A 12,724-nucleotide genomic window follows, 5' to 3' on the forward strand; every position below is an offset into this window, starting at 1 on the left:
CTCCTTTTACCCACTTTCAATACTAACGTTATAAAATCCTGCAAATCTGCATCCTGTCTATTATACAAGCATTAATTAAAGGATAATTAATCTGCCCCTTCCTGGCCTTTACTACGCAAACTATTCAATGGCACATCGCATAATCATAATTGCAATGTGCTGACATGTACGATATTTTACCAAGCAAGTATTTCAAATTTTTAATCCTTAAAGAATAAAGACATGAAAAAATTAATCCTTGCAATAACAATATTATTATTGCTCGCTACGTCAGTGAAAGCACAAATATGGACAACACCACAGGGAGTAAGAGAAATACCTATAGCCAATCTTTCCGATCTCGCCATTGCCTCATTTGATCAAATTGGACCTGTTATTTACTTCAATCCTGCCGGTATGCAGCAAGTCGGGCCATTAGCAGCCGCATTTTGTATGGCTCATGAATATGGGCATCACAACCTGGGTCATATCATACAAAGACTGTGGAATGCCAATAACCCATACGTACAGGCATGGCTCAATCAGAATATGGAGAATGATGCAGATGCATATGCTGTAAGCTACTGGGTAAGTCAGGGTAATAAAGCCGTAATTCAAGCAGGAGCAACAATGATGTGGATATCCAATAACATAGGAGATCAAACACATCTACCGTCTCGGATAAGGGCAAATAATATAGCCAATCTCTTCTTTCAGTTAACCGGTACCCCCTTGTACCAATGACAGGAAGGGCTTAGTAATTGATTAAACAATCGCAATACGTCAAGTATCAGACTACCTGATGTCCAGGATTTAATTATCTCTTTTACACAATTTAGAAATGTGCTAAAAAAGAGATAAAATCAAAAATCTTTCAACTAGTATAAGTGTTTAAAGTTTAGCAATTGAGTTGGTGAGGTCAATTTCCCCAACAAATCGTAACGAAAAACTGCAAAACAACTCCATAATCCTAAAATTATGACAATCATTTCACACATTCCAGTATTTGGTGAGCATTCGCAAGAAGTCGCTTTGATACAAACATTATTAGAAGAAAACGGTTTCAACCCAAATGGTATAGACGGTATTTATGGAAAGGATACCAAAAGAGCTATCATTGATTTTCAAGATAGAAACGGGTTGACGAAAGATGGCATATTAGGTAAAATTACGTTAGGAGCTATGGGTCTCAAAATTAAAACTCCTGTAAATGCCGATGGCTATGCAGTCCTTTCCTGGGAAAAACATCATCCAGAGCGCACGGAATGGTCAAAAATAGTTATCGACAAAATCAGCATACTTTGGGATAAATTAGCCCAATGTCAGGATATTACAGATTTTCACCCCGACTTTGTAAGATTGACGGCTAAGCAACAAAAAAGCGTTTGGGCAGAATTGATCTGCAATATTTGTCTGCATGAAAGTAGTTGGCAAAGAACATGTTCAGTCCCGGAGAAAAATTTCGAGAACCTTGATTCCATAACTAACCAATTTGTAAGAAGCGAAGGATTGATGCAACTATCTTACCAAGATAAAAAATCATATGCTAGTTTACCATGTGATTTCAATTGGGAAGTAGATAAAAATTTAAAAGTTGACGATCCCAACAAAACTATTTTCAATCCAAAATCTAATTTAGAATTCGGTATAGAAATTTTAGCCAACCAAATCAAAAATCATAAAAAGATTGCTTTAAGTAAGGGCTACGGAAATTACTATTGGGCCGTTTTGATTCCCGATGGAAAGTACACAAAAATACCACAAATTAAAAGTATTTTAAAAGGCATGAGTTTCTAAAAAGCATATAAGAAAGAGCCAAAAAGCCATTGCGCTTTTGGCTCTTTCTTATATGCTTCAGGCTCTGGTTGGCCAAGGAATTCTTATGGCTCATTTTATACGGCTGTTGATATTTACTGATTGATCTGTTTAATAGGATTAATACAGATCATAAATACAATCACCGTAAAGTGATTAATAAAATCGATTTCTGAAAATATAGATCTTATAAACGTTGTTGCGGGGGGGGGGGGGGGGCGGCCCCCCCGTGTTGTTTTTTATAAAAAAAAACATTTAAAAACGGTGGGGCCCCCGGGCACGCCCCCCCGCAACAACGTTTATAAGATCTATAACATAACCTCATCAGCCTAGCGGCTACGGATTTCTTTTGGTATCTGTGACAGAACTCATTTTGATCCAATGAGTCTTTCATACTCATGGAATCATTTTATTATGGGTTAATTCAATGCTTTTGATCGTGCCCACAGGGGCTATCTTTATGATCTTGCTGTCTTTGCTTACATAAAAATAGTATACACTATTGCTGCCGATAAGGAATACCTGCTCGCGCTCTCCGGTAGTGAAATTTATGGTACGATCATACTTGGCCGTACCTTTTTTGATGTGCTCCGCCTGCTTCCGGCCACCACCATAGCCCATGCCAATAAAAAAAGAGAACAGAGAGGCCGCCAGTACCCCGGCAAAAAGAGAGGAAATTTTGTCTGCGATCTGGCCTTCGGTCAGGTGCTCCTTCCCTTCAAGTCCGGCCATTTTGCGTGCGATAGCCCTGTGCTTGTTCCTCGCCAGAAAGACAGGAAAAAAATAGGAAAACAACACCAGTATGGCCACAGCAATGAATACCACGGGATGCGAGGTCAGGTCTGCAACAGGACTAAGCAGTACATCCATAATAGTAGAGTAATTGAGGATATGGATGCCGAGCGGGTAATAAAATAAGCTTTCTTTCAGGATACCCAGTACAACCAGGAAAAGGTAGCCAAATGATAAAAATTTCTGAATGCCTGCTGAAAATTTCATGATGGAATGAACAAGAATGTGCTACAGATTACGAATATTCAATTAATAAGGTTGTAAATATAGTCACTAAAAAGTGAACAATAGCTGCCTTTCATAAAAAAACCTTCATCATGTATTGTTGCGCGCTGCTTTGCGGCGCGCAACAATACAGTACACAAAAGAGTCACCTCCTCAATATTATTGCTTCGGAAAAGCCGGATCGGCCTTCACTTCTTCAATCTGCAAAGTATGCCGGGCAGTATGCGCCGCCAGGAACAGGAAATTCTGATATCCGTCAGCCTTACCGGTAGGATAATCACTGATGTGATTACGCAGATTGTCCAGGCTGGCACTTTGTATATATCCCGTTATGGCTTGCCTTGTCGTCATAAAAGCAGCCAGTGCCTCGGCTGTGCTGGCATAGTTGCCCACAGGCTGCAGCTCTTTCGGTGCCTTATACTTAGCCGAACGGTCGGTAATCATCTTGATAATATCTGCATCGGTGCTTTTTATTTCTGCCTTCCGCGCAGGCTTGTCCATATCTTTCTTGATATCAGCAAACATCTTCTTCTCTGTAGTAATAATATGCTCCAGGCATTGCGCCACAGACCATTTACCGCCACCGGGGCTAAAACTCATCTGTGCTGCGCTCAGACCAGACACCGCTTTCTCCAGGTTTGCAGTTGTCTGCCTGTAATAGCTTTCCAGAAAAGCTTTGCTGCCATCGGCTGTAGTAGCCTGTGCTTCCAGGACTGTTTTTAATTTAGCCAGCCCTGTCTCCAGATCTTTACCAATCATTTCTTCCATATTCATAAACAGCATCATCAGGTTCATAGGATAGTTCATATGTCCGCTGAAGCCCCAGGTAACCTTAGTCTGCCCTTCCCCGGCATCTGCTACAGTCATATAGGCCGGTTCTGTCGCTTCAAAAGGTTTATAAAAGCGCAGCTCATAATCGATACGCTCCCCTTCAGTAATCTTTTTGATCTCCTGCTCGCCGGTACCTACATCTTTATGATCACTTTCCCAGCGGGAGACAAAACCTACGGTGCCATCTGTACCGCGATAAGACTTCTTCATCGCCGGGTCCATACTGGCCCACTTACTATAGTTATCCTGATTTTTGAGGTAACGTATATAATCAAATACAGCCGCTTTGGGCTTCTTAATCACGACTTCCCGTGATACAGCATAATCTTTCTTTACAAATAAAGCCACCACTAGGGGTATGGCAATGATAATCAGTAGTGCAATCAGCACCTTGCGAAGTGTTTTCATAATTTGTGATTTTATGTTGATAAATGAAATGACGGTATGAATGGCTAGTACATTACTATAACACGCTCCTGAAATCACATGCTAACACATAGTAAATATACACATTCGAACTGAAACAAAGGCGTGATATATAAAAAAGGAGCGCGCCGGCTATGCCGGCGCGCTCCTTTTTTATATATCTGAATTGATTACTCTTCTTCGTCAAATTCCAGAACCTCTCTGTTAGCCAGTAACAGTTCGTACTCTTCTTTAGAACCAACTACCATCTCATTCAGTTCACGCATACCAGTACCTGCAGGAATCAGACCACCAGTAATTACGTTCTCTTTCAGACCTGTCAGATCATCGGCTTTACCGTTGATCGCAGCAGTAGACAATACTTTAGTTGTCTCCTGGAAGGAAGCTGCTGAGATCCAGCTTGGTACACCCAGCGACGCTTTGGTGATACCTTGCAGCAGTGGAGATGAAGTTGCCGGTACCGCATCGCGGAATTCTACCAGTTTCTTATCTGCTCTGCGCATCATGCTGTTCTCTTCACGGATCTCACGCAGTGTAGTGATCTGACCAGCGCTGAATTTCTCAGAATCACCAGCATCAACAACTACTTTCTTATCAAAGATCCAGTCATTTTCATCCAGAATATCATTCTTATCTACAGTATCATCTTCCAGGAAGCGGGTATCTCCAGGATCCTGAACAGATACTTTACGCATCATCTGGCGTACGATTACCTCGATGTGTTTATCGTTGATTTTTACCCCTTGTAAACGGTAAACCTCTTGAATTTCATTTACCAGGTATTCCTGTACCGCATTAGGTCCTTTGATCGCCAGGATATCGCTCGGAGTGATGGCACCATCAGACAGCGGATTACCCGCTTTGATAAAGTCACCATCCTGAACAGTGATCTGACGTGTCAGCGGCACCAGGTATTTTTTAACCATACCCTCACGGCTTTCAACGATGATCTCACGGTTACCACGTTTGATGTTACCGAAGCTTACTACACCATCAATCTCTGCTACTACAGAAGGGTTAGACGGGTTACGTGCTTCGAACAATTCGGTAACACGAGGAAGACCCCCGGTGATATCTTTGGAACGACCCATTACACGTGGTATCTTTACAATTACCTGACCGCTCTTCACTCTGTCACCCATATTGATACCAATGTGTGAGCCAACCGGTAAGTTGTATGTTTTCACTTCTTTACCATTGATCAGGATAGAAGGAATTTTGTTTTTATCTTTAGTCTCGATAACCACTTTCTCACGGTGACCTGTTTGCTCATCCGCTTCTTCACGGAAAGTGATACCTTCAATTACGTTCTCGAAATCTACTGTACCGTCGATCTCAGAGATGATAACGGCATTGAACGGATCCCATGAACAGATAATATCACCTTTCTTGATTTTCTGACCGTTTTTAACTTTCAGAATAGAACCGTAAGGGATGTTATGTGTGTTCATCAGGCGATCTTCTTCCAGATCCATTACACGCAGCTCACCGGTACGACCGATTACTACTTGTCCTTCTTCGCCTTCTTCAGTAATTGTTTTAACCGTACGCAGACCATCGAACTGAACGGTACCTTCGAACTTAGCGATTAAGTTAGACTCGATCGCTGAAGAGTTCGCTGTACCACCCACGTGGAAGGTACGTAATGTCAGCTGTGTACCCGGCTCACCGATTGATTGTGCAGCGATAATACCTACTGCATCACCTTTCTGAGTCATATAACCTGTAGCCAGGTTTTTACCGTAACACTTAGCACATACACCACGCTTAGCCTCACAAGTCAGTACAGAACGGATTTCAACGATTTCGATACCTGCTTCTTCGATAGCATTAGCGATATCTTCGTCAATTTCAATACCTGCATTAACGATCAGCTCTTCTGTGTGCGGATGATAAACATCGTGCAGTGAAGTACGACCCAGGATACGATCGAACAATGGTTCTACGATCTCCTCGTTGTCTTTCAGTGCTGATGTAGCCAGACCACGTAATGTACCACAATCTTCACTGTTGATTACTACGTCCTGAGCAACGTCTACCAGACGACGGGTCAGATAACCCGCATCCGCCGTTTTCAGGGCCGTATCCGCAAGACCCTTACGGGCACCGTGCGTAGAGATGAAGTATTCTAATACCGACAGACCTGTTTTGAAGTTAGACAAGATCGGGTTCTCGATAATCTCAGAACCGCTTGAACCACTACGACGTGGTTTTGCCATCAGACCTCTCAGACCAGCCAGCTGTTTTACCTGTTGTTTAGAACCACGGGCTCCGGAATCCAGCATCATGTATACAGAGTTAAACCCTTGTTTATCATTAGCCATTTCGGTGATCAGTGTTTCAGTTACTCTCGTATCTACACGAGACCAGATATCGATGATCTGGTTGTAACGTTCGTTGTTTGTGATCAGACCCATGTTATAGTTATCCCAAACCTCATCAACTTCTACCTGTGCATTCTCAACCAGTTTCTCTTTGATATCCGGAATGGTCAGGTCATTGATGTTGAACGATAAACCACCACGGAAGGCCGTACGGTATCCGATTTGCTTAATATCGTCCAGGAATCGAACGGTTTTAGGAATATTTGTATTTTTCAGGATTGCACCGATGATCTCACGCAGTGATTTCTTCGTCAGCAGTGCATTTACATAACCGTTTTCTTTAGGTACAACCTGGTTGAACAGGACACGACCTACAGTTGTTTCGATCAGTTTACGCTCCAGCTGGCCATCTTTACCACGTACATCAGCTTTTACTCTGATCCACGCATGCAGGGCTACTCTACCTTCATTATGCGCGATGATTACTTCTTCAGCGCTATAGAAAGTCATGCCCTCACCTTTGATGGTCTCCTCTTCATTAGTCTTTTTACCTTTTGTCAAATAGTACAGACCTAATACCATGTCCTGAGAAGGCAGGGTGATTGGTGTACCATTCTGAGGGTTCAGGATGTTATGAGAAGCCAGCATCAGCATTTGTGCCTCGAGGATAGCCGCATTACTTAACGGTACGTGTACCGCCATCTGGTCACCATCGAAATCGGCATTGAACGCAGAACACACCAGAGGGTGTAACTGGATCGCTTTACCTTCGATCATACGTGGCTGGAAGGCCTGGATAGATAATCTGTGCAGCGTTGGGGCACGGTTTAACATTACCGGGTGACCTTTCAGTACGTTTTCAAGGATATCCCAAACTACCGCTTCTTTACGCTCAACCAGTTTCTTAGCTGATTTTACGGTTTTAACGATACCTCTTTCTATTAATTTACGGATAATGAACGGTTTGAATAACTCAGCCGCCATATCTTTAGGAATACCACACTCATGTAACTGCATTTCAGGTCCTACTACGATAACCGAACGACCAGAATAGTCAACACGTTTACCTAATAAGTTCTGACGGAAACGACCTTGTTTACCTTTCAGTACATCTGATAATGATTTCAGTGCACGGCCACCTTCTGCCTTAACCGCATTTGATTTACGGCTGTTATCGAACAGAGAGTCTACCGCTTCCTGTAACATACGTTTTTCGTTACGCAGGATTACTTCCGGTGCTTTGATCTCTAACAAACGTTTCAGACGATTGTTACGGATAATCACACGGCGATACAGGTCATTCAGGTCAGAAGACGCAAAACGGCCACCATCCAGAGGTACTAACGGACGCAGTTCCGGTGGAATGATCGGCAGATACTGCATTACCATCCACTCCGGTTTGTTTTCGATACGGGTATTAGCATCACGGAATGCTTCTACCACGCTCAGGCGTTTCAGCGCCTCTTGCTTACGTTGCTGAGAAGTTTCGTTCGCAGCGGCAGCACGCAGCTCGTAAGATAAAGAATCCAGATCCAGACGGCCCAACAGATCCTGAACTGCTTCAGCACCCATTTTAGCTACGAATTTATTAGGATCTTCATCCGGCAGGTATTGATTTTCTTTAGACAGTGCGTCCTGGATATCCAGGTACTCGTCTTCAGACAATAATTGCAGGTATGTTTTTTCGCTGTCTTTTAAGTTTAATTTCTGACGGATCATTTCTTCCGCCTCGCCTGCCTGAATTACTACATAACGTTCGTAGTAAACAATGCTTTCCAGTTTTTTAGAGCTGGAACCTAACAGGTAACCAATTTTATTCGGTAATGATTTGAAATACCAGATGTGCACGATAGGGACAACCAGTTTCAGGTGACCCATACGCTCACGACGTACTTTCTTTTCAGTAACTTCTACACCACAACGGTCACAAACGATACCCTTATAACGGATACGCTTGTACTTTCCACAATAACATTCGTAGTCTTTTACTGGTCCGAAAATCTTCTCACAGAACAGACCGTCGCGCTCAGGCTTATAAGTACGGTAGTTGATCGTTTCCGGTTTTAATACTTCACCGTAAGAGCGATCCAGGATAGCATCCGGAGAAGCAAGGCTAATCGTAATCTTGTCGAAACCCGATTTTGGGCGATTATCTTTCTTTATTGCCATTTTTTATTTGAATTGAAGCGTGGAACAGTTATTCCTTGCTTTAATTATTAAATATTTTTTGTTGTTAAAAGTAAGGGTATTAAGATACGGCGGATGCGGAATCGTACCCGCCGTATTTATAACTTAGTTCTTACTTTCATTGTTCTCGAAGGTCAGTTCCAGACCCAGACCTCTCAGCTCGTGTATCAATACGTTGAAGGATTCCGGAGTACCCGCTTTAGGGATATTATCTCCTTTCACAATCGCTTCGTACGTTTTCGCACGACCTACGATATCATCCGATTTGATCGTCAGTAACTCCTGCAGGATGTTAGATGCACCGTATGCTTCCAGTGCCCATACCTCCATCTCACCGAAACGCTGACCACCGAACTGGGCTTTACCACCCAATGGCTGCTGTGTGATGAGTGAGTATGGTCCGATAGAACGGGCGTGCATCTTATCATCAACCATGTGATGCAGTTTGATCATATAGATGATACCAACTGTAGCTTTCTGGTCAAAGCGCTCACCGGTTTCACCATCATACAGATAAGTGTGACCGAAGCTAGGTAAACCAGCTTCATCGATCAGGCCTTTGATTTCATCTACAGAAGCACCGTCAAAGATTGGAGTAGCGAAGTTCAGACCCAGTTTTTCACCTGCCCATCCTAAGATCGTTTCATAGATCTGGCCAAGGTTCATACGGGAAGGTACCCCCAGTGGGTTCAGAACGATATCTACCGGTGTACCATCTTCCAGGAACGGCATATCTTCTGCACGTACGATACGGGATACGATACCTTTGTTACCGTGACGACCCGCCATCTTATCACCTACTTTCAGCTTACGCTTGATCGCCATGTATACTTTCGCCAGTTTCAATACACCTGTTGGTAACTCATCACCGATAGACAGATTGAACTTCTCACGTTTGTAACGACCCAGCTCTTCGTTATATTTAATATTATAGTTGTGTAACAACTGGTTTACCAGATCATCTGTTTCTTCTTCGTTAGTCCATCCTAATGGATTTACGTTCTGGAAGTCAACAGAGTTCAGTACTTTAGAACTGAATTTACCACCTTTACTGATTACAGGCTCACCGTATGTATTGGTAACACCGGCAGAAGCTTTATCAGCCAGTAAGATCTGCAGTTTTTCCAGTAACAGTTTTTTCACGGCTTCAGCATTCTCTCCGTGTACTTTTTCAATTTTTTCCAGATCGCTCTTCTCTCTCAGTTTCTGAGATTTATCTTTCTTAGCTCTTTGGAATAATTGTTTTCCGATGATTACACCATCAGTGCTCGGAGGTGCTTTCAGAGAAGCATCTTTCGCATCACCGGCTTTATCACCGAAGATCGCACGTAACAGTTTCTCTTCAGGAGTAGGATCAGATTCTCCTTTAGGAGTGATCTTACCGATCATGATATCACCTTCTTTTACATGCGCACCGATACGGATAATACCATTTTCATCCAGGTCTTTAGTCGCATCTTCAGAGATGTTAGGGATATCTGAAGTCAGTTCTTCTTCACCTAATTTAGTCGCACGTACTTCCAGTTCATACTCATCAACGTGAATAGAAGTGAATAAGTCCTCACGAACTACTTTTTCATTAATTACGATCGCATCCTCGAAGTTGTACCCTTTCCAAGGCATGAATGCTACTTTCAGGTTGCGGCCCAGTGCCAGCTCACCTTTCTGTGTTGCATAACCTTCAGTCAGGAAGTCACCCGCTACCACTTTCTGATTTTTGCGTACAGCAGGCTTCAGGGTGATAGAAGTACTTTGGTTCGTTTTACGGTATTTGATCAGTTTATATACTTTCAGATCGTCTTCGAAAGATACCAGACGTTGTTTGTCTGTACGATCGTAACGAACGTGAATTTCGTTTGCATCTACATATTCTACCACACCGGTACCTTCTGCATGAATTTGCGTACGGGCATCGCGGGCAGCTTTTGCTTCCAGACCGGTACCAACGATAGGCGCCTGAGGGCGGATCAGTGGTACAGCCTGACGTTGCATGTTTGATCCCATCAACGCACGGTTGGCATCATCATGCTCCAGGAACGGAATCAGAGATGCTGACAGACCTACGATCTGGTTAGGAGCGACGTCCATGTACTGAACCTCTTCTCTTTCCAGGATAGGGAAGTCACCTGTTTCACGGGATTTGATTTTATCTTCAGCGAAGCTTCCTTTGTCATCCAGAGGAACGTTCGCCTGTGCAATTTTTTTATCATCTTCCTCTTCCGCACTCAGATAAATCTGGTGTTTCAGATCTACTTTACCATTATCAACTTTACGATAAGGTGTTTCGATGAAGCCCATATCATTGATCTTAGCATGCACACACAGTGTAGAGATCAGACCGATGTTTGGACCCTCTGGAGTTTCAATGGTACACAGACGGCCATAGTGAGAGTAGTGAACGTCACGTACCTCGAAGCCGGCTCTTTCACGAGACAGACCACCTGGTCCGAGTGCAGAGATACGACGCTTGTGCGTGATCTCAGACAGCGGGTTGGTCTGATCCAGGAACTGAGATAACTGAGATGTACCGAAGAAAGAGTTGATTACAGAAGACAGTGTTCTCGCATTGATCAGATCGATCGGAGTGAACACCTCATTATCACGAACATTCATACGCTCACGGATGGTACGTGCCATACGGCTCAGACCTACACCGAATTGTGCATATAATTGCTCACCTACTGTACGTACACGACGGTTGCTCAGGTGATCGATATCATCGATCTCTGCTTTACCGTTAGACAGGCGTACCAGGTATTTAATGATAGCAATGATATCTTCTTTGCTCAATACTTTTTTAGTATTGCTCTGATCCATCTCCAGTTTACGGTTGATCTTGTAGCGACCTACTTCACCCAGATCATAACGTTTGTCAGAGAAGAACAGTTTTTCGATGATACCGCGGGCGGTTTCATCATCCGGTGCATCACTACCACGTAACTGACGGTAGATATGTTGTACCGCTTCCAGCTCAGAGTTGGAAGTATCTTTATTTAAAGTGTTGTAGATGATAGAGTAATCACCGCTCAACTCTTCTTTTTGAATGTAGATAGAATCTACACCCATTTCCAGGATAGAATCGATATATTCTTCATCCAGAACGCTGTCACGCTCCAGGATAACTTCGTTACGCTCGATAGAAACAACTTCACCGGTATCTTCATCCACGAAGTCTTCTGTCCAGGTGCGCAGTACGCGCTCTGCCAGACGACGACCGATATTAGCCTGCAGTGATTTTCTGTCTGCTTTTACCTGATCAGCCATACCGAACAGGTTCAGGATGTCTTTATCATTTTCGAAACCGATAGAACGCAGTAAGGTAGTAACCGGGAATTTCTTCTTACGGTCGATGTACGCATACATTACGTTATTGATATCTGTTGCGAACTCCATCCATGCACCTTTAAACGGAATTACACGGGCAGAGTAAATTTTGGTACCATTAGGGTGTGTACTCTGACCAAAGAATACACCAGGAGAACGGTGCAGCTGAGATACGACAACGCGCTCAGCACCATTGATCACGAAAGTACCCTGTGGGGTCATGTATGGGATATTACCCAGGAACACATCCTGAACAATAGTTTCAAAATCTACGTGCTCCTCATCGTTACAACTCAGACGCAGCTTAGCTTTTAACGGCACGGAATACGTAAGTCCGCGATCCATACACTCTTCGATAGAGTAACGTGGCGGATCGATGAAGTAGTCCAGGAATTCCAGCACGAAGATGTTGCGGGTATCCGTAATCGGGAAGTTCTCCTTGAATACGCGGAACAAACCTTCGTTGTCACGCTTATCAGGCGTGGTTTCCAATTGGAAGAAATCCTGGAATGATTGCAGCTGAATGGCTAACAGATCGGGCGTCTCCGCTACATCGTGTATCTTTGCAAAGTTAACACGACCCGACTGTGTGCGTTTTAATTGTTTCGACATAAGTAATCTAAACCAATTTATTGGGTATAAACAGAAAAATCCCATCCAAAAAAGATGTCCTTTTTGAACAGGTTTAACAATAAAATTTAATAAGTATTTTGATCAAGTTGATATTGCACGTACGTTTTCCTCTGTTTAGAGAGGACTGCAAAGATACGACCATAAGATGAATTGACCAATTTTTCTAAAATATTTTTGGATTTTCGGAA

6 protein-coding genes are annotated in these 12,724 nt (G+C 43.1%); 2 read left to right on the forward strand and 4 right to left on the reverse strand.

Translation table 11 applies throughout. The features are described from left to right. The first annotated feature begins 222 nt into the window (after positions 1 to 222). Complete coding sequence (locus FTD44_RS00360) at positions 223 to 723, forward strand: M48 family metalloprotease (RefSeq protein WP_222164645.1); 501 nt, start codon at positions 223 to 225, stop codon at positions 721 to 723. Positions 724 to 957: 234 nt separating this feature from the next. Next, entirely contained in the window at positions 958 to 1,776 is an 819-nt protein-coding gene (locus FTD44_RS00365; protein WP_222164646.1) for a peptidoglycan-binding domain-containing protein, read from the forward strand. Between the two features lie 414 nt (positions 1,777 to 2,190). Here the strand turns inward: FTD44_RS00365 and FTD44_RS00370 are convergent, their stop codons facing one another. The 4 genes from FTD44_RS00370 to rpoB form a co-directional block, all read right to left on the reverse strand. Further along, a complete protein-coding gene (locus FTD44_RS00370; protein WP_222164647.1) occupies positions 2,191 to 2,793 on the reverse strand; it encodes a hypothetical protein in 603 nt (200 codons plus the stop codon). 177 nt (positions 2,794 to 2,970) lie between these two features. Further along, the gene (locus FTD44_RS00375; RefSeq protein WP_222164648.1) at positions 2,971 to 4,050 is read right to left on the reverse strand and encodes a DinB family protein; all 1,080 of its coding nucleotides are present in this window, start codon (positions 4,048 to 4,050) and stop codon (positions 2,971 to 2,973) included. Between the two features lie 188 nt (positions 4,051 to 4,238). After that, positions 4,239 to 8,561 (reverse strand): DNA-directed RNA polymerase subunit beta', encoded by a 4,323-nt coding sequence (rpoC, locus tag FTD44_RS00380; protein ID WP_222164649.1) that lies wholly within the window; start codon positions 8,559 to 8,561, stop codon positions 4,239 to 4,241. Between the two features lie 123 nt (positions 8,562 to 8,684). Continuing rightward, positions 8,685 to 12,515, reverse strand: coding sequence for a DNA-directed RNA polymerase subunit beta (rpoB, locus tag FTD44_RS00385; RefSeq protein ID WP_222164650.1), 3,831 nt, complete (start codon positions 12,513 to 12,515; stop codon positions 8,685 to 8,687). Positions 12,516 to 12,724 lie beyond the last annotated feature (209 nt).

The organism is Edaphocola aurantiacus (assembly GCF_019797745.1).
In the GTDB taxonomy this organism is placed as follows: Bacteria; Bacteroidota; Bacteroidia; order Chitinophagales; family Chitinophagaceae; genus Edaphocola; species Edaphocola aurantiacus.

Bases quoted from the DNA above. Each gene is read 5' to 3' on its own strand.
- FTD44_RS00375 (WP_222164648.1), bottom strand. From the start codon at position 4,050: ATGAAAACACTTCGCAAGGTGCTGATTGCACTACTGATTATCATTGCC.
- FTD44_RS00360 (WP_222164645.1), top strand. From the start codon at position 223: ATGAAAAAATTAATCCTTGCAATAACAATATTATTATTGCTCGCTACG.
- rpoB (WP_222164650.1), bottom strand. From the start codon at position 12,515: ATGTCGAAACAATTAAAACGCACACAGTCGGGTCGTGTTAACTTTGCA.
- FTD44_RS00370 (WP_222164647.1), bottom strand. From the start codon at position 2,793: ATGAAATTTTCAGCAGGCATTCAGAAATTTTTATCATTTGGCTACCTT.
- FTD44_RS00365 (WP_222164646.1), top strand. From the start codon at position 958: ATGACAATCATTTCACACATTCCAGTATTTGGTGAGCATTCGCAAGAA.
- rpoC (WP_222164649.1), bottom strand. From the start codon at position 8,561: ATGGCAATAAAGAAAGATAATCGCCCAAAATCGGGTTTCGACAAGATT.